This is a genomic window from Halomonas sp. KG2, assembly GCA_030440445.1.
Taxonomy (GTDB): Bacteria; Pseudomonadota; Gammaproteobacteria; order Pseudomonadales; family Halomonadaceae; genus Vreelandella.
The window spans coordinates 2,516,870-2,535,295 of the sequence record CP098528.1 but is presented as its reverse complement, the minus strand read 5'-3'; the positions used below and the strand labels follow the sequence as shown (position 1 = coordinate 2,535,295).

General features: G+C 53.1%; 17 protein-coding genes. 5 read left to right on the top strand and 12 right to left on the bottom strand.

The window, feature by feature from the left end:
• Positions 1 to 4: 4 nt before the first annotated feature.
• Together NDQ72_11905 and rluF are read left to right on the top strand one after the other, a co-directional pair.
• Positions 5 to 550 (top strand): DUF924 domain-containing protein, encoded by a 546-nt coding sequence (locus tag NDQ72_11905; GenBank protein ID WKD26776.1) that lies wholly within the window; start codon positions 5 to 7, stop codon positions 548 to 550.
• Positions 551 to 617: 67 nt separating this feature from the next.
• Entirely contained in the window at positions 618 to 1,658 is a 1,041-nt protein-coding gene (rluF, locus tag NDQ72_11900) for a 23S rRNA pseudouridine(2604) synthase RluF (protein WKD26775.1), read from the top strand.
• Positions 1,659 to 1,743: 85 nt separating this feature from the next.
• On the opposite strand, the gene NDQ72_11895 is transcribed toward rluF, so the two are convergent.
• From NDQ72_11895 to NDQ72_11885, 3 genes are read right to left on the bottom strand one after another with little or no spacing between them, the layout of a single operon-like run.
• Positions 1,744 to 2,403 (bottom strand): aminodeoxychorismate/anthranilate synthase component II, encoded by a 660-nt coding sequence (locus NDQ72_11895; protein WKD26774.1) that lies wholly within the window; start codon positions 2,401 to 2,403, stop codon positions 1,744 to 1,746.
• Entirely contained in the window at positions 2,400 to 3,824 is a 1,425-nt protein-coding gene (locus NDQ72_11890) for an anthranilate synthase component I family protein (GenBank protein ID WKD26773.1), read from the bottom strand. The genes NDQ72_11895 and NDQ72_11890 overlap by 4 nt, the downstream gene beginning before the upstream one ends.
• A gap of 2 nt (positions 3,825 to 3,826) precedes the next feature.
• A complete protein-coding gene (locus tag NDQ72_11885; GenBank protein ID WKD26772.1) occupies positions 3,827 to 4,120 on the bottom strand; it encodes a trp operon repressor in 294 nt (97 codons plus the stop codon).
• Between the two features lie 118 nt (positions 4,121 to 4,238).
• Between NDQ72_11885 and NDQ72_11880 the strand changes: the two genes are divergently transcribed.
• Positions 4,239 to 6,137, top strand: a complete 1,899-nt coding sequence (locus NDQ72_11880) for a monovalent cation:proton antiporter-2 (CPA2) family protein (GenBank protein WKD26771.1) — start codon at positions 4,239 to 4,241, stop codon at positions 6,135 to 6,137.
• On the opposite strand, the gene NDQ72_11875 is transcribed toward NDQ72_11880, so the two are convergent.
• The 9 genes from NDQ72_11875 to NDQ72_11835 all read right to left on the bottom strand — a co-directional run bounded on the left by NDQ72_11875 (position 6,134) and on the right by NDQ72_11835 (position 16,422).
• Entirely contained in the window at positions 6,134 to 6,703 is a 570-nt protein-coding gene (locus NDQ72_11875) for a hypothetical protein (protein ID WKD26770.1), read from the bottom strand. The genes NDQ72_11880 and NDQ72_11875 overlap by 4 nt on opposite strands.
• 44 nt (positions 6,704 to 6,747) lie before the next feature.
• Positions 6,748 to 7,572 carry a methyltransferase domain-containing protein gene (locus tag NDQ72_11870; protein WKD26769.1) on the bottom strand — a complete coding sequence of 275 codons (825 nt, stop codon included), beginning with the start codon at positions 7,570 to 7,572 and terminating at the stop codon, positions 6,748 to 6,750.
• A gap of 61 nt (positions 7,573 to 7,633) precedes the next feature.
• The gene (locus NDQ72_11865) at positions 7,634 to 9,337 is read right to left on the bottom strand and encodes an AMP-binding protein (GenBank protein WKD26768.1); all 1,704 of its coding nucleotides are present in this window, start codon (positions 9,335 to 9,337) and stop codon (positions 7,634 to 7,636) included.
• A gap of 66 nt (positions 9,338 to 9,403) precedes the next feature.
• The gene (locus NDQ72_11860; GenBank protein WKD26767.1) at positions 9,404 to 10,309 is read right to left on the bottom strand and encodes a hydroxymethylglutaryl-CoA lyase; all 906 of its coding nucleotides are present in this window, start codon (positions 10,307 to 10,309) and stop codon (positions 9,404 to 9,406) included.
• A gap of 10 nt (positions 10,310 to 10,319) precedes the next feature.
• Positions 10,320 to 12,359 carry an acetyl/propionyl/methylcrotonyl-CoA carboxylase subunit alpha gene (locus tag NDQ72_11855; protein ID WKD26766.1) on the bottom strand — a complete coding sequence of 680 codons (2,040 nt, stop codon included), beginning with the start codon at positions 12,357 to 12,359 and terminating at the stop codon, positions 10,320 to 10,322.
• Positions 12,356 to 13,189 (bottom strand): enoyl-CoA hydratase/isomerase family protein, encoded by an 834-nt coding sequence (locus tag NDQ72_11850; protein WKD26765.1) that lies wholly within the window; start codon positions 13,187 to 13,189, stop codon positions 12,356 to 12,358. The genes NDQ72_11855 and NDQ72_11850 overlap by 4 nt, the downstream gene beginning before the upstream one ends.
• Positions 13,190 to 13,200: 11 nt before the next feature.
• A complete protein-coding gene (locus NDQ72_11845; GenBank protein WKD26764.1) occupies positions 13,201 to 14,808 on the bottom strand; it encodes a methylcrotonoyl-CoA carboxylase in 1,608 nt (535 codons plus the stop codon).
• A 10-nt stretch (positions 14,809 to 14,818) separates the two neighbouring features.
• Complete coding sequence (locus NDQ72_11840; GenBank protein WKD26763.1) at positions 14,819 to 15,988, bottom strand: isovaleryl-CoA dehydrogenase; 1,170 nt, start codon at positions 15,986 to 15,988, stop codon at positions 14,819 to 14,821.
• Between the two features lie 20 nt (positions 15,989 to 16,008).
• On the bottom strand, positions 16,009 to 16,422 hold the full coding sequence (locus NDQ72_11835) for a MerR family DNA-binding transcriptional regulator (GenBank protein WKD26762.1): 414 nt from the start codon (positions 16,420 to 16,422) through the stop codon (positions 16,009 to 16,011).
• Positions 16,423 to 16,782: 360 nt separating this feature from the next.
• Here NDQ72_11835 and NDQ72_11830 point away from each other — a divergent pair, with 360 nt between their 5' ends.
• Together NDQ72_11830 and NDQ72_11825 are read left to right on the top strand one after the other, a co-directional pair.
• Positions 16,783 to 17,571 carry an ABC transporter ATP-binding protein gene (locus tag NDQ72_11830; GenBank protein WKD30385.1) on the top strand — a complete coding sequence of 263 codons (789 nt, stop codon included), beginning with the start codon at positions 16,783 to 16,785 and terminating at the stop codon, positions 17,569 to 17,571.
• Entirely contained in the window at positions 17,568 to 18,317 is a 750-nt protein-coding gene (locus NDQ72_11825) for an ABC transporter ATP-binding protein (GenBank protein ID WKD26761.1), read from the top strand. Before NDQ72_11830 ends, NDQ72_11825 begins: the two co-directional genes overlap by 4 nt.
• Positions 18,318 to 18,426: the final 109 nt, after the last annotated feature.

Below are 18,426 nucleotides of genomic sequence, written 5' to 3'. Positions count from 1 at the left end.
CGCGATGATACAGGATGCTCAGTCAGTACTGTCGTTTTGGTTCAATGAATTGACGCCAGAGCAGTGGTTTAAAAAAGACACATCGATGGATCAGCAGATTACCCAGCGGTTTGGCTCATTGCTGACCAAAGCGGCCGCCTGTGAGTGTTATGAGTGGCGCAGTACCGCCCAGGGTAGGCTGGCTGAAATTATTGTGTTGGACCAGTTTTCTCGCAATATCTACCGTGACCACCCGCAAGCCTTCGCCAGTGACGCGTTAGCCTTAGCGCTTGCACAGGAAGCGGTTGCTTTAGCGGTGGATAACGAACTGGCTCCCGTCGAGCGTAGTTTTTTATACATGCCTTATATGCACAGTGAGTCTGCCGCTATTCATGAGGTGGCAATGCAGCTGTTTGATCAGCCTGGGTTAGAGAACAATCTGGATTTCGAGATTCGCCACAAAGCGATCATTGACCGCTTTGATCGTTATCCTCACCGTAACGACGTGTTGGGCCGGGTATCTACGCCAGCCGAAATTGAGTTTCTTAAACAGCCTGGCTCCGGCTTCTAGATGGGCTTTTACCGTTAGTTTTTGAATTTGCTTAATCACTTCACCACACTTTTGCCTATGGCGTTTTATGTCGTTACGAAAATCTACCCGCATCAATAAATACATCAGCGAAAGCGGTTTGTGTTCTCGCCGAGAGGCGGACCGCTATGTTGAACAAGGCAACGTTTGGATTAATGGGCGTCGGGCAACGACAGGCGACCAAGTGGTACCGGGTGATCTGGTTAAGGTCAACGGTCAAGAGATTGAGCCTCAGGAAGAAGAAGATTTGGTGCTGATTGCGCTGAATAAGCCGGTGGGAATAGTCAGTACCACCGAGTCCAGCGAAAAAGACAATATTGTTGAATTCGTGAAACACGGCACGCGCATCTTTCCCATCGGGCGTCTGGATAAAGACTCCCAGGGACTGATCTTTCTAACCAATAATGGCGACCTGGTTAATAAAATCCTGCGCGCTAATAATAATCATGAAAAAGAGTATGTGGTGACGGTCAATAAGCCGATTACCGATGAATTTGTTGCCGGCATGCAAAAGGGTGTGCCGATCCTTGGGCAGGTGACTAAAAAGTGTAAAGTGACCAAAACGTCGACGTTTGTGTTCACTATTACGCTGGTGCAAGGGTTGAACCGCCAGATTCGCCGTATGTGCGAGTACTTTGGCTACGAGGTCACCCAGCTTGTTCGCACCCGGATAATGAATGTTTCCCTGCAAGGGTTGGCTCTGGGCGATTGGCGGGATCTAACCCCTAAAGAGATTGATACGATTGTCGCGCTGACAGAACGCTCTGAGGCAGTGCCTGAAAAGCGCCAGACAGCACGGCCTGATTACAATTCAGGGGCAGGCGCTAACAAACCGAAAAAAACAGCCACCAAGGAGCGGCAGAAACAGGGACGGCAGAAACCGGCTAAGCCGGGTGCTAAAACGGTTGGCAATAAACCGCCGCCCAAGGGTAAAAGAACCGCCAGCGGTAAAGTGAGAACTGGCCCAAAAGCCAGTGCTTCGGGTAAACCGCAGCCCAGGGGCAAAACCGCTGGCGCAGGAAAAAACGGTAAGGCAGGGGCCAGGCCGGTGGGTAAAGGTCGTGTTGGTCGCCCGAAAGGGAAGCGTTAGAGAGTAGGGCGGGCAGCTCTGAGTGCCCGCCGTTAGTCGCTGAGTTATCTCAACACTAAGTTATCTCAACGCTAAGCCTGATGGGTCAGGCAAATAAGAAGTTAGCAATGAGTTCTTTGCCACCTTCTGTGGCAAACGATTCGGGGTGGAACTGAATGCCGTGAATGGGGTAGTCACGGTGCTTTACGCCCATTAATTCAAACTCACCCACTGCTTGCCAGTGGCTGCGTTGTTCAAACTTGTCAGCACCTAGCGCGCCCACTGTTGCGGTCACTTCCAGGCAGTCGGGCAGGGTGAACGCGTCGGCAATCAATGAGTGATAGCGCATCACCTCAAGCTGGTCGGGTACGCCATTAAATACCGAGTGATTGTTGTGATTGATCGGACTGATTTTGCCGTGCATCGGCAGAGGCGCTTTTACCACCTTGCCGCCAAAAACGTGAACAATGCCCTGCATGCCCAGGCACACGCCCAACAGTGGTGTGGTTTTGCCGAGCTTCTCGATGACGTCGGCGCAGACGCCAAAGTAACGCGGATCATCCGGCGAGCCTGGGCCCGGCGAGATAATAATCCGATCAGGCGCCATGGCTTCTATCGCTTTGAAGTCGATTTGATTGTTGCGCTTAACAATAATCTCGAAATGAGGCAGTTCGCCGCGGTTCTTCTCGGTGGTTAAAATCTCACCAATAAACTGATACAAGTTATAGGTGAAGGAGTCGTAGTTATCGATAATTAGCACCTTCATGCTTGGCTCTCCATGTCCATATCCGCGCTCATAAAGGGAGCAAGGGCTTTGCGGGTGCCTGCAAATTTGCGGCGTATTTCCTCGTATTCATCTTCGGCGTTGCTATCAAACACGTTGCCGCCACAAGTTTGTACGTAAGCGCTTTCACCGTTTACAAAGACGGTACGAATGGGAATCGCGAAGGTGCAGTCGCCGTTAAATGAGAATTGGCCAACCGCACCGCCGTAAGGGCCGCGACCGTCAATTTCCAAGTCATCGATAATTTTCATTGCTTCAATTTTTGGCGCACCCGTCAGCGTACCCGCAGGGAAGTTGCTGGCAAGCGATGTAAACATATCTTCGCCTTCGGCAATAATGCCAACAATTTCACTAGAGATATGTTGCACGTGGCTAAAGCGTTTGATGTCCATCAGGCTACGTACTTTCACCGTGCCAAATTGCGCCACTCGGCCAATATCGTTGCGGTGCAGGTCCACAATCATATTGTGCTCGGCAATCTCTTTGGGGTCGTTGAGTAGCGCGCGAGCTAGCTGCGTATCTTCTTGCGGGGTTTTGCCACGTGTAGTGGTGCCTGCCAGTGGGAAGGTCTCCATCTCGCCTTGGCGAAGCCTGAATAGAAGCTCGGGGCTTGCGCCAATCAGCTTCTGCTCGCCAAATTTCACGTAATACATCTGTGGCGATGGGTTAATGGTGCGCAGCTGATCGTAGAGCGCTAACGTATCGCCTTTAATGCTAAAGCGCTTTTTAAAGCCGACTTCGCACTGGAAAACCTTACCGTCGATGATGTCCTGTTTCACCTTGGCCACTGCTTCGGCGTGCTCTTCGCGGCTCATGGTGTCGCCCAGCGCAGTAATATGCAGCTCGCCTGAGGAGATATCATCAGCGTCGATCAAGGTTTGCAGGAACGCGTACCGGCTGTTGTCGTAATAAAAATAGGTGACTTCCCCGGTCATTTTGTCGAGGATCAAACCGTCTTTATAAAGGCCAAATCGAAACGTGTCGAAATCGTCGCTAGCTTTCAACGATAACGAAGGCTCAAAGTATTGCATGGCGTCATAACCAAGATAACCACTTAGTCCACCCGCATACTTACGAGAAATAATATTCTGCGGAATCAGGCTGCGCAGCAGCTCATAAGGGTTATCGCTTGGATAGTGGTTTGCATTACCGTCACGATCTTCAATAGTTAACGTGCCGCCATTGGCGTAAAGCGTGTACTCAGGGTCAAAGCCAATAATCGAGTGGCGCGCCATATGGCTATCTTCGCCCAGGGATTCCAGCATGTAGCAGGTATCAAATTGGCGTTCAATTTTTTGAAACAGAGCAAAAAAATCACAGTCCGCCGCCAGGGTGACGTAGTGAGGCTTGCGCGACAGCGTAAAAGGCTGTGGGCCTGATGAAGCAGGCGTAGTCATCGTCATGATTAATCGGTCCGTGAAGTGGGTGACGGTAGTGATGAAGGTAACGTTGAAGAGGGTAACGTGGTTAAAGCGCGCGAACCGCGGGATACCGTGGCAATACCGACGCCCAGGATTTCAGCGATTTTGCGATGGGGGACTCCTTCACGCAAAAGCTTAAAAATCTGTAGGCGTTTGCAGATTTCTTGGTACTCTGCGGGCGTTAACAAGCTGGCTAGTGCCTCGTCCATTGCTTCTGGCGAATCAATGGCAAGTAAATAGCGTACTAAATCAGCCTGATGGTCATCATCAAATGACATAAAGTGAGTTCACCGTATTGCCACAAAAGTAAGGAAATAAGTTGCTGTACTAGCGTACTAGTACGGTATCCTATTGCGCAATGAAGTCAAGACCTTCGTGTTAATTTGAGGAAGCCCGATGACCGACTATTTTATTCAAGCGTTTATCTATCTCATTGCAGCGGTAATCGCTGTCCCCCTTGCCAAGCGGTTTGGACTTGGTTCGGTGCTCGGTTATTTGGTCGCTGGGGTGGTGATAGGACCCATGCTGGGATTGGTCGGTCAGGAAACCACTACGATTCAGCACTTCGCCGAGTTTGGTGTGGTGATGATGCTGTTTTTAGTCGGTATGGAGCTCGACCCAAAAGGGTTGTGGGCCATGCGGGTAAGCTTGATAGGGATGGGTGGTTTACAGGTGCTGATAACAGCCGCTGCAGGTACCGCTGTTGCTTGGTGGCTGGGACTTGCTTGGCAAACATCCTTGGCCGTCGGTTTAATTTTCGCGCTTTCCTCAACGGCGATTGTGCTGCAAACCCTAAACGAAAAAGGACTCACGAAAACTGAAGGCGGGCGCAACGCGTTTTCGGTGCTGCTATTTCAAGACATCGCGGTGATCCTGATGTTGGCGTTGATCCCACTGTTGGCGCTTCCCGAACTAATGCAAGAAGGTGGTAGTTATGCTGAGCATAGTAGCCTAAGTCTTGTCGAGGGTATGCCTGGATGGCTCCACGGGCTGGTGGTGGTTGGGGCTATCGGAGTCGTCATTATTAGTGGGCATTATCTTGGGCCGATGCTGTTTCGCTACGTGGTTTCCTCTGGCTTGAGAGAGGTGTTTACAGCTGCCGCCTTAATGCTGGTCATTGGCATTGCTGCGTTGATGGGGGTTGTCAATTTATCTCCAGCGCTTGGCGCGTTTCTAGCCGGTATCGTACTCGCTAACAGCGAATTCAAGCACGAAATCGAGGCCAACATCGAACCGTTTAAAGGGCTTTTGCTCGGACTGTTTTTTATCACGGTTGGGGCTGGCATCGACTTTCAGGTATTCGCGTCGCAGTGGCCAACCGTATTGCTATTAGTGCTTGGCGTTATTGTCGTAAAGGGCACTATCCTGTTCGGGTTAGCTATGTTGTTCCGGGTTCGTAATAGCAATGGCTGGTTGTTTACGTTAAGCCTTGCGCAGGCAGGGGAATTTGGCTTTGTGCTGTTAACTTACAGCGTGCAGAGCAACGTTATTCCTGTTGATGTGTCGCAATTACTTTCGCTTGTTGTTGCGTTTTCCATGTTTGCAACCCCGCTGTTATTTATTGTCTACGACCGCTTAGTGCTACCGCGTTACCAAGCAGCTAAAAACGCTACGCGGGATGCCGATAAGATCGAAGAGCAAGCGCCAGTGATTATCGCCGGTGTCGGTCGTTTTGGGCAGATTGTATGTCGTTTGTTGCGCGCCAATGACATTCCCATCGTGGCTTTGGACCTCGAAATTGAGCAAATTGAGCTCCTTCGCCATATTCGGATTAAAAGCTACTTTGGCGATGCCAGTCGTTCAGATCTTCTAGAAACCGCGGGTGTTGCGAATGCGCGAGTGATGGTGGTAGCGATTGATGATCGCGATCGCGCTGTTGATATGGTGAAGCACGTTAAGCATTACTATCCCAACGTTTGGGTATTGGCGCGTGCCTTTGACCGTGGCCATGGGTATCAGCTTCGCGAAGCAGGGGCTGACGATGTAACCAGAGAGGTTTATCACTCTGCGCTAGAGCTGGGCGGCCATACCTTAACGGCTATGGGGGTACACCCAATGCGTGCCAAGCAGATGATCGACTCGTTTGAGCAACACGAAAATGCCCATGAAGATGAGCTGTTTGAAGCCTGGAAAGAGATTGAGGAGGGGATTAGCTTTAGCCCGCGTTACGGCGAACTGTTTATGAAACTGGAGGAAGCGCTGAGTCGGTCAATGCGGCACGGCTGGGATGAGTCAAATCAAGCTGAAGAGCCCGTATGGACGCCGCCTGAACAGGCATCCGAAGAAAACCGCTAAAACGGTAAGTGCAGGGAAGCGCTCAACATATTGAGGTGGCTGAGGGTAGGTGCGTCGATGCGTTCATACTCAACCCTGCTTACCAGGCGATTAATGGTCATGGTGGCGCCAAAGCCTTGCAGGAAGGCGGTGCCGCCGTCGTCGGCCAGTGGCTGATCGGTTTCGCCACGCCACTCGGTGAGGCCAGACTTAGCGTAAATACTAAAGGCACCCATTCGTACGCCTGCGACGATCGCTCCGCCTAAGCTGAGAGTATCCATGATGAGGGGGTCAGCACTGGAGGTGATGGGAACTTCTTCACTTTCGCGGTAGGCAATTTCAGCACCAATATCCAGCTGTGGTAATTGCCATGGGCTAAAACCTGCCGAAAAGCGGAAGCCTGTTGTGTAGCTATCGAGGCTGCTTAAGTCACTGCCTTCTAAAACGACACCGTTGCGCAGAGCCATAAACTCGCTGTTGGGAGACGCATAGGCGAGGTCGGTATCTCCGCTGCTGGCTAAACAGCCCATTAATGGCAGCATGGAGCCAGCAAAACTACAAAACAGGGTGCTTGCCAAGCGTTTCATTGGCGTTCCTCGTGTCCCTGGCTAAGGAAGTTATCTTAATCAGCCTAGCAACGGGCGCTGATTTCTACCACATTAATTGCGTTATTTGATAAGTTTTCTAGCAGATTTTTACCCATTTTCAAAAAGCGCTCGCCAAATACCCATTGGGGTGAGAGCACCGCGACGGTGTTAGTTTGCTCTTTTTGGCGCTGCCGCTGACGCCACTCAAGCGCAGTGCTGCTCCAATCTTCACTGTGCCGAAGCTGAAAGCCATTGGCTGCCAGCAAGTCCGTCAGTTCTGTCATCGAAAGCAAGTGTGAATGCTCTGGCGATGCTGCCCAAGGAACCGGGTAGCGCAATTCGGCAAGGTTTTTACCACTAACGACTTCATGCATGACAAGTTTGCCACCTGGGCGGAGCACGCGTCGGCTTTCGGCAATAACGCGGGCGGGGTCGGGCATGTTCATCAGGCTGTGCTGAAATAGTACGGCATCAAACGTGCGCTCAGGAAAAGGCAGTGCGCAGGCATCTCCGGTAACCCAGCTAAGCGACGGATTTGTCGGAGAAGCCGCTAAGTTAGTCAGTGCCTGATTAAGTACGTTAAAGCGGTGAGTGATATCTAAACCGGTAAGTTGAAAACCAAGCGCTGCGCCTTGGCGCATTAATCCGCCTAAGCCTGAGCCTATATCAAGCACCTTTGTATGTTGTGAAGGATCAAGTAGGTTAAGCAACTTTTTAGAGGCGGCAATGCCACCGATATGTAGCTGGTCTAGCGGGGCAAGTTGGTGAAGTGTTGGGCCATCAGGGTAGTGGGTGCGAATTTGGCTAAGGATAGCGCCATCGCGTAACCCTTGGTGGTAGTGCTTGGCTAGCCGCTGCTGTGTGGACATGTCGGTGTCTCAATGTCAAACAAAAATCAACGCCGACCATGGGCCGGCGTTGATTAAAGGGTTATTTTTGATCCTCAAGCCCAAGCTCTTGGATAGAAATTTCGCGCATTTTAAATTTCTGAATTTTACCGGTTACCGTCATCGGAAACTCATCAACAAATTTAAAGTAGCGGGGAATCTTAAAGTGAGTGATTTTGCCTTTGCAGTACTCGCGCAGGTCTTCTCCAGTGACGTCTCCTGCGCTGCTATTGAGCTTCACCCAAGCAATTAACTCTTCGCCATACTTCTTATCCGGAACACCGGTGACCTGTACTTCTGAAATCGCAGGGTGGGCGTATAAAAACTCCTCGATCTCTTTAGGGTATACGTTCTCACCGCCGCGAATCACCATATCTTTAATGCGGCCAACGATCTGGATGTAGCCTTCCTCGTCCATCGTGGCAAGGTCGCCTGTGTGCATCCAGCCGGCTTCGTCAATGGCTTCAGCCGTGGCTTTGTCATTGTTCCAGTACTTGAGCATCACACTGTAGCCACGGGTGCAGAGCTCACCAATTTCACCACGGGGCAGAATGCCGCCGTTGCCAGGATCGACGATCTTACTTTCCAGGTGGGGTTGGGTACGGCCAACGGTAGAAACGCGCTTATCAATGGTGTCGTTAGCGCCGGTTTGGGTGGAAACCGGGCTGGTTTCTGTCATGCCGTAGGCGATCTGTACGCCTTTCATGTTCATCTTTTCGATGACCTGCTTCATGATTTCTGCAGGACAAATAGAACCCGCCATAATGCCGGTGCGCAGCGTGGAAAAATCAGTCGTGGCAAAGTCGGGGTGCTCTAGTTCGGCGATGAACATCGTGGGTACGCCGTAAAGCGCGGTGGATTTTTGCTCGTGTACCGCTTTTAGCACTTTGCCGGGCTCGAACCCTTCATCTGGATAAATCATCGCCGCGCCATGGGTCATGCAGCCCAGGTTACCCATCACCATGCCGAAGCAGTGGTAGAGCGGTACGGGAATGACCAAGCGGTCTTCGCTGGTAAAGCCCATGCTTTCGGCAACAAAGAAGCCATTGTTGAGGATGTTATGGTGAGAGAGCGTCGCGCCTTTCGGAAAGCCTGTTGTGCCCGAGGTGTACTGAATATTGATCGGGTCATCAAACTGTAGCGTGGCCTGCAGGTCATCAACATCCGTCTGGCTGATCTTGTTGGCTTCGTTAATGAAGTCTTCCCAGCGCCACATGCCACTATGCTTGTCAGTGCTCAGATTAATGATGCACTCAAGATCAGGCAGCTTTTGCGATTTTAGCTGACCCTCTGCGCTGCTATTTAGCTCGGGCGCGAGTTCAAACAGCATGGCGGTGTAATCAGAGCTTTTGAATTGATTGGCAGTGACTAAAAAACGCGCACCGGATTGATTCAACGCGTAGTCCAGCTCATGGGTGCGATAAGAGGGGTTAATGTTGACTAAAATTGCACCGATCTTGGCGGTGGCAAACTGGGTTAGGGTCCATTCGCAGCAGTTAGGTGCCCAGATGGCAACCCGGTCGCCTTTTTTAACGCCAATGGCCAGCAACGCACGGGCGCAGCGGTTAACTTCTTCCTGAAGCTGGCGGTAGCTCCAGTGAATGTTCTGATGAAGAGCGATTAGCGCGTCGTTATCGGCATACTGTGCGGCGATTTGATCAAATTTATCACCAATGGTCATGCCCAGCAGCGGCTTGTCTGCGGTGCTGCTGGTATAGCTAGGTAGGGTGTGTGCAGGTGATGCCATGGATGTCTCTCCGAACTGTTTTTTTTGTCTCAACGGGAAGAAAGCAGTTGGCTTCTATAGTTATGATTAACTAACCGTGCTTTTGGCCAACGCGACTTTAGAGCTGGGCTTGCGACCAAGCTGCTGAGTGATCCAGACGCCCGTCTCAATCACTGCCTGGAGGTCGATGCCGGTGTTAATGCCCAGCCCCTCCAGCAGGTAAAGTACGTCTTCTGTGGCCACATTGCCGGACGCACCTTTGGCATAAGGGCAGCCGCCAAGCCCTGCAGTCGCGGCGTCAATCACGCTCACGCCTTCTTCCATTACGGCATATAAGTTAGCTAGCGCCATGCCATAGGTGTCATGGAAATGGGCCGCTAAATACTCGATGGGCACCTGCTGGCGGGCAGCCTCAATCATTCGCTTGGCGGCTAGTGGCGTGCCCACGCCGATGGTGTCACCCAGAGAGATTTCATAGCAGCCCATCTCATAAAGTGCGCTAGCGACCTCGGCAACTTTTTGCGGAGAAATAGCCCCTTCATAGGGGCAGCCCAGCACGCAGGACACATAGCCACGTACCCGCACACCTGCTTCATTGGCACGCGCCAGCACTGGCTCAAAGCGTGTCAGCGACTCAGCAATCGAGCAGTTGATGTTTTTCTGAGAAAACGCCTCAGAAGCGGCGCCAAATACCGCGACTTCTTCAACGCCCGCTGCCAGTGCGCCTTCCAGGCCTTTCAGATTAGGCGTTAACGCCGAATAAACCACGCCGGGTTTGCGGGCAATACCGCGCATTACCTCGCTGGCATCGCCCATTTGTGGCACCCATTTTGGCGAGACAAAGCTGGCGGCCTCAATATGGGTAAGGCCAGCATTCGCCAGCCGTTCGATCAGTTCGATTTTGGTAGCGGTGGGCACCAGGGTGCCCGGTTCGTTTTGCAAGCCATCGCGGGGGGCCATTTCAAACAGCTTAATAGATGTCGGCAGTGCCATCGGTTAGCTCCTATTCGCTGGGGGCAAAGTCGAGTAGCACGTCACCTTGACTCACGGTATCGCCCGACTGGAAGTGGAACGTCTCCACGCTACCATCGGCAGGCGCAGTCATGGTGTGCTCCATCTTCATCGCTTCCATGACCATCAACGGCATGCCTTTCTCTACCGCCGCGCCAGGCTCTACCAGCAGCGCGACAACGGTGCCATTCATGGGGGCGGTGAGGGTTGATTCCGCTTCATGGTGACCGTGGTCAATGGCATCAATGCGTCGCCAGAAGAGGCGTGTTTCGCCACTGGGTTCAGCCATCACTACGATATGACCATCGCGGCGTGCCTGTAGACGGCGGCGGTGGCCGTTTAGCGTGACGGCTACCGCATCACCTGTCAGCGATTGTAGGCTAGCGGTCAACGTTTGATCGCCGATGGTCAAGTTCCACAGCGATTCGCCGCTTTCGCGTTTACCTTCAACAATCACCACCGCTGCGTCGCTGTCGGCTGCCTGGGCGCTTGCCGGGTCACACAGCGCAATACGAATGGTATGAGGAGCATTCAAGCGGAAACCGTCATGGCGATCCCACGGAGAGTCGCTCTCGCACTCTTTGGCCAGTTGGTTTAAACCGATCAGCGCGGCGCTGGCGTAAGCCTCGGTAGAGTAGCTGCGCGGCGCAAACAGGGTGGCTTCATTGCGTTCGATAAAACGCGTGTCGAGCTCGACGATTTTAAAGCCTGGGTGATTTGCCAAGCGCTGCAGGAAAGCGCGGTTAGTCACCACGCCCTGCACATCCAACGCCGCCAGGGCGCGGTTGAGAGTGGCTAGTGCTGCATCCCGGTCAGCGCCGTGAACAATCAGTTTGGCCAGCATGGGGTCGTAGTGCATGGAAACAACATCACCACTTTCTACGCCGCTGTCTAAACGCACCTGATCGCTATCTAAGTCGGCACCTTCTAAATCCAGTGCGAAGCGAGTTAATAAACCGGTGGCCGGCAGGAAGTCTTGCTCTGGGTCTTCAGCATACAGGCGCGCTTCAAAACTATGGCCGGTGATGGTGAGCTCGTCTTGTGTGCAGGGGAGCGGTTCACCCATCGCAACGCGCAGCTGCCATTCGACCAAATCCTGGCCGGTAATCATTTCAGTAACAGGGTGCTCAACCTGCAGGCGGGTGTTCATCTCCATAAAGTAGAACGAGCCGTCGGCGTCGAGCAGGAACTCCACAGTACCTGCGCCCACATAGCCAATTTCTTTGGCCGCGCGAACGGCAGCGTCGCCCATCGCACTGCGCAGTTCAGGCGTCATGCCTGGGGCTGGCGCTTCTTCTATGACTTTCTGATGGCGGCGCTGAACGCTGCAATCCCGCTCGAATAGGTAGACGCCGTTGCCGTAGCGGTCGCAGAATACCTGTACTTCGACATGACGAGGCTGCACCAGGTATTTCTCAATCAGCATGCGGTCGTCGCCGAAAGCGGCGCTGGATTCGCGCCGACAGCCATCCAGCGCTGCTTTAAATCCTTCGCCGCTTTCCACCACGCGCATGCCTTTACCACCGCCACCGGCGCTGGCTTTCAACATCACCGGATAACCGATTTTGTCGGCTTCGCTGCGCAGCAGTGCATCATCCTGATCGTCACCATGATAGCCAGGTACCAGCGGCACGCCTGCATTGGCCATACGTGCTTTCGCGGCAGATTTATCGCCCATCGCGGCAATCGCCGACGCAGGGGGGCCAACAAAGATGATGCCCGCTTGCTCAAGGGCTTTAACAAACCCACCGTTTTCCGAAAGAAAGCCGTAGCCGGGATGAATGGCACCAGTACCGGTGCGTTTGGCGGCATCGATAACCGCATCAACATTAAGGTAGCTTTCGCGGGCGGCGGCAGGGCCTAAGCGAACGGCTTCATCAGCCTCGCGTACATGGCGAGCCGTGGCATCGGCATCTGAATAAACGGCAACCGTTTTCAGCCCCATGCGGCGGGCGGTGCGCATTACGCGACAGGCAATTTCACCGCGGTTGGCCACTAGCAACGTGTCGAATTTAGTAAGGTCAAGCGTCATGAGCGTGGCTCCGCAGCAGTGTTGTGTTCTTGAAGGCCAGACGGTTGTGTCCAGGCAGGGCGGCGCTTTTCAAAAAAGCTCGCTAAGCCCTCTTGACCCTCTTGGCTCACCCGCAGTTTGGAGATCACCTGGCAGGTGTGTTCTCGGGTGGCGTCACTGCCGGGTGCTTGAGCCACGCTTGCCAGCAGTGCTTTGGTTGCCCGTTGGGCTTGGGGAGAGCCACCCAGCAGGGTGTCGAGCATGGCGTCTACGGCGCTATCCAAGGCATCGTGTTCCACCACTTGGTGAACCAAGCCGAGCGCCATCGCCGTTGGCGCGTCCATCACTTCAGCAGTGAGTGCGTAACGGCGCATTTGGCGTTCGCCAAGCGCGCGCTGAACATAGGGGCTAATCACCGCGGGCGATAGGCCAATTTTGACTTCCGATAGGCAGAATTTAGCTTTATCTGAAGCGACGACCAGATCGCAACAGGCGGCTAGACCCACCGCGCCACCAAAGGCCGCCCCCTGAACTCGGCAAACGGTAGGGCACGGCAGGGTGTCTAACCCAAACATAAGCGCCGACAGTTTGCGTGAGTCCGCTAGGTTGTCTTCCAAACCGTAATCGACCATGCGCTTCATCCAGTTGAGATCAGCGCCCGCAGAGAAACTTTTACCTTCAGAGCCAAGCACCACCACCCGAACGTCACCGGCGTTGGCCAGCGCGTGCAATTCGTCTAAATGGGCGTTTAGTTCAGCGATCAGGCTGTCGTCAAAGGCGTTATGCACCTCTGGGCGGTTTAACGTCAGGCGCGCCACGCCTTCTTCGATCAGTAGCGTTGAGTAAGCCATAGTGTTCGCCCTTACATCCGGAACACGCCGAAGCGTGTCTCTTCGACGTCAGCATTCATTGCAGCGGCCAGCGAAAGCCCTAAGACATCGCGAGTTTGAAGTGGATCAATGACGCCGTCATCCCATAGGCGGGCGCTAGCATAGTAGGGGTGACCCTGGTGCTCGTACTGGTCGCGAGTGGGCTGCTTAAAGGCTTCTTCTTCCTCTTTGGTCCACTCGCGGCCCTCGCGCTCATACTGCTCACGTTTAACCTGAGAGAGCACGCCTGCTGCCTGCTCGCCGCCCATTACCGAAATACGCGCATTGGGCCACATGAACAGCAGGTTAGGGTCATAGGCGCGACCACACATTCCGTAGTTACCTGCGCCAAAACTGCCGCCAATCAAAACGGTGAACTTGGGTACTTTGGCGCAGGCGACGGCAGTCACTAACTTCGCACCGTGCTTAGCGATGCCTTCATGCTCGTACTTAGAGCCGACCATGAAGCCAGTAATGTTTTGCAGGAACACCAGCGGAATCTTGCGCTGGGCGCAAAGCTCAATAAAGTGTGCACCTTTTACCGCGCTCTCTGAAAACAGCACGCCGTTGTTGGCCACAATGCCCACCGGATAGCCGTGGATATGCGCAAAGCCGGTTACCAAGGTGTCGCCGTAGTAGCGCTTGAACTCGTCAAAGTCAGAACCATCAACAATGCGACCAATCACTTCGCGAACGTCGTAAGGCTTCTTAAGGTCGGTGCCAACAATGCCGTACAGTTCGCTGGGGTCGAGTTTGGGAGGTTGGGGCGCTTGCATGGCTAATTTGCCGCGCTTTTGCCAATTTAAACGGGACACACAAGCACGCGCCAACTGCAGGGCATGGGCATCATTTTCAGCGTAGTGATCGGCTACGCCGCTGATTTTGGCGTGCACATCGGCACCGCCCAGGTCTTCAGCACTAATGTTTTCGCCCGTGGCCGCCTTCACTAGCGGTGGGCCGCCCAGGAAAATCGTGCCCTGTTCTTTAACGATGATTGATTCATCCGCCATGGCGGGTACATACGCACCGCCAGCTGTGCAGGAGCCCATGACCACCGCTATTTGCGGGATGCCCTCTGCCGACATCGTGGCTTGGTTATAGAAAATGCGCCCGAAGTGATCGCGGTCGGGGAACACTTCATCCTGGCGGGGCAGGAAAGCGCCGCCGGAATCGACTAAATAGATGCACGGTAAACGGTGCTTGCGGGCGATTTCTTGGGCGCGCAGGTGCTTTTTCACCGTTAGCGGGAAATACGTACCGCCTTTTACCGTGGCATCGTTGGCCACAATCACGCACTCAACGCCAGATACCCGGCCAATGCCCGTTACCACGCCTGCCGCAGGTACGTCGCTATCGTAAACGTGATGGGCAGCCAGGGCGGAAAACTCTAAAAATGGCGAGCCTTCGTCAATTAAGTGATCGATACGGTCACGCACAAATAGCTTGCCGCGGCTCTCGTGGCGTTCACGCGCCTTGGGGCCGCCGCCTTGGGCGACGGCAGCGGTCAATTCTCGTAGCTTGGAAACTTCCCCCAGCATGGACGCTGCATTGCTTTGAAAGACATCGCTGCGGGGATTGATCTGTGTAGAGAGTGTGCTCATGGCGCGGCCCTTACTTTGTTTCGGTGAAGAGTTCGCGGCCAATCAGCATCCGGCGAATTTCGCTGGTGCCCGCGCCAATTTCATACAGTTTGGCATCGCGCAGAAGGCGACCGGTAGGGTACTCGTTGATATAGCCGTTGCCGCCGAGCAGCTGAATGGCATCTAGGGCAACTTGGGTGGCTTTCTCTGCGCAGTAAAGAATCACGCCCGCTGCGTCTTTACGCGAGGTCTGGCCGCGGTCGCAGGCTCCGGCAACGGCGTATAAGTAGGCGCGACAAGCGTTCAGCGTGGTGTACATATCCGCCACTTTGCCTTGTACCAACTGGAACTCGCCAATTGACTGGTTGAACTGCTTGCGCTCGTGGATATAGGGCATCACCACATCCATAGCGGCCTGCATAATACCAATAGGGCCAGCAGCCAGTACGGTGCGCTCGTAATCCAAGCCACTCATGAGCACGCGAACCCCTCTACCGACCTCGCCCAGTACGTTTTCAACCGGTACTTTGCAGTCTTGGAAAACCAGTTCGCAGGTGTTAGAGCCGCGCATGCCCAGCTTGTCGAGCTTCTGTGCCGTAGTGAAGCCAGGCATGCCTTTTTCAATAATGAACGCTGTAATGCCTTTAGAGCCTGCGTCTGGATCAGTTTTGGCGTACACCACCAGTACGTCGGCGTCAGGGCCATTGGTGATCCACATCTTGTTGCCGTTAAGGATGTAATGATCACCATCCAGCTTGGCACGTAGCTGCATTGACACGACGTCAGACCCTGCACCTGGCTCTGACATTGCCAGTGCGCCTACGTGGTCGCCGCTGATCAGCTTGGGCAGGTATTTCTCTTTTTGTGCAGCGCTGGCGTTGATCTTTAGCTGATTGACGCACAGGTTCGAGTGCGCGCCATAGGAGAGGGCGACGGAGGCGCTTGCCCGGGAAATTTCTTCCATCGCAATACAGTGGGCAAGATAGCCCATACCACTACCGCCATCTTCTTCAGATACGGTAATCCCCAACAGACCCATGTCGCCAAACTTCTTCCACAGATCATTTGGGAATTCGTTGTTGCGGTCGATTTCAGCAGCGCGCGGGGCAATTTCGCTAGCGGCAAAGGCATTGACCTGCTCGCGCAGCATGTTCAGTTCATCGTCGAGGCCGAAATTGAGTTCTGAATAGTGTGAAAACATGGTCAATCACCTTGTCATTGTTAAAGGGAGCTTTTCGTCGTTAAAGAAGGTTTTTCATTGAGTTCTTCAAGGGCCTGGCGGCAGCGAATTTCAGCGCTTTCAAGTTCCAGCTGCACCATCGTGATGTCTTTCATTTGTTGTTCTAGAGCCGATTTACGCTCGCTGATTTTGCTTAGCATCAAATGCAGCTGCTTTTCGCTGCCGCTGCGGGTCTCATCCCACAACTCAAAAAGTTCGCGAATTTCTGCTAAGGAAAAGCCGAGTCGTTTACCGCGTAGCGTTAATTTCAGGCGCACGCGATCTTTGCTGCTGTAGATGCGTGTTTGACCACGGCGAGCAGGGTGGAGTAACTCCTGATCTTCATAAAAGCGGATGCTTCGAGTGGTAACGTCGAACTCGCTGGCCAGTTCACTGATCGTGTAGGTTTTGCTCATGATCATTGTTCTCGTCGATAGGGGGATGTCCCTATGGAACACTGACCATGAGGCTAAAACAAGTTTACGTTAACGTAAAGCAGTAGTTGTGCTTGTGTGATTTCCTTGATTTTTCGTTAATCAATTGAAAAATAACTATTTTTATTATTAACGTGAAGAAACGTTAAAGAAGCGTAGACCAAAGTTGTAATTGTAATACCCCTCAAGTGATTGCTAGTTTGCACCTACACCTTACGTTCAGGTAAGGGTGTGTTGCCGGCTAACGAGTTTTACTTGATGAAGCGGTTGGTGAAACGTCAGCACCCAACACCCGGATACAAGAACACCCGAACACAAGAACAAAAAGAGGCTTACCACTCCATGCGTGAAGACGATGTTCTTAATGGGCCAGTGCTCGAAACGCGAGGACTGACCAAAGAATTCCGCGGTTTTACCGCCGTGGATGACGTTAATCTTCAAGTTCAAGAAGGGCATATTCACGCCCTGATTGGCCCCAACGGTGCTGGAAAGACCACCGTTTTTAACTTGCTAACCAAGTTTCTGCCGCCTACACGTGGAGAAATCCTTTATCGCGGTAAGCCCATTACCAGCAAAAAATCCAATGAGATTGCGCAGCTGGGTCTCGTGCGCTCATTTCAAATTTCAGCGGTGTTTGCGCACATGACGGCGCTGGAAAACGTCCGAGTAGCGCTACAGCGTCAATTAGGCACATCGTTTCACTTCTGGAAATCAGAAAAGTCGCTAGATCACCTTAATGAGCGTGCGCTAGAGCTGCTTGATGAGGTCGGCCTGCGTGAATACGCCGATACATTAACGGTAGAAATGCCTTACGGCCGTAAGCGCGCCCTGGAAGTTGCCACCACGCTGGCGCTTGACCCTAAGATGATGCTGTTGGATGAGCCGACTCAGGGGATGGGGGCAGAGGACGTTGATCGTATCGTCGAGCTGATTAAGCGTGTTTCGAAAGGGCGCACCGTCTTAATGGTGGAGCACAATTTGAGCGTAGTAAGCAGGCTTTGTGACCGTATTACGGTATTAGCCCGCGGCGCGGTGTTGGCCGAAGGTAATTATGACGAGGTTTCCCGCAATCCATTAGTGCGCGAGGCTTATATGGGCAGTGAAGCTGCTGAAGAGGAGGCTGCCGTATGAATACTGCCGAAGCCTATGAAGCCAACGAGCTAGCCGATTCCCAAACGCTAGAAATGTTGAGAGTGCAAGACTTGCACGCTTTCTATGGTGAGTCACACATTCTTCACGGCGTGAACTTTGATGTTAAGCGTGGGGAGTTGGTTACGCTGCTGGGTCGCAACGGCGCGGGACGTAGTACTACCCTGAAGTCCATTATGAATATGGTCGGGCGTCGCACCGGCTCGATTGTGATTAATGGCAACGAAACGCTGAATATGAAGGCGCACCATATTCCAAGGCTTGGGATTGGTTACTGCCCCGAAGAGCGCGGTATTTTTGCCAGCCTAGATGTGCACGAAAATTTATTGCTTCCGCCCACGGTTCGCTCTGGCGGAATGAGCCTAGATGAAATCTACGGCATGTTTCCTAACCTTTACGAGCGCCGCAGAAGCCAGGGGACGCGGCTTTCTGGTGGTGAGCAGCAGATGCTTGCCATGGCACGCATTCTACGCACCGGCGCGCGGCTTTTGCTGCTCGATGAAATTACCGAAGGCTTAGCCCCCGTTATTGTGCAAAAACTTGGCGAAGTGCTTATTCAACTGAAAGAGCGCGGTATGACTATTGTTCTGGTGGAGCAGAACTTCCGTTTTGCAGCGCCGCTGGCAGATCGTCATTTTGTAATGGATCACGGTCAGATTGTTGAAGAGATTAGCGCTGAGCAGCTTCCGTCACGTCGAGACCATCTCAACACCATGCTGGGGGTATAACGCCAATCTAGATCATAAACACAGCATCAGCTTCGCAGTAGGTGCACTACAACACTAAACGCTCTATAAGCATTTTATTCGTACGTCGTAACACAACAACAAAGGCCTC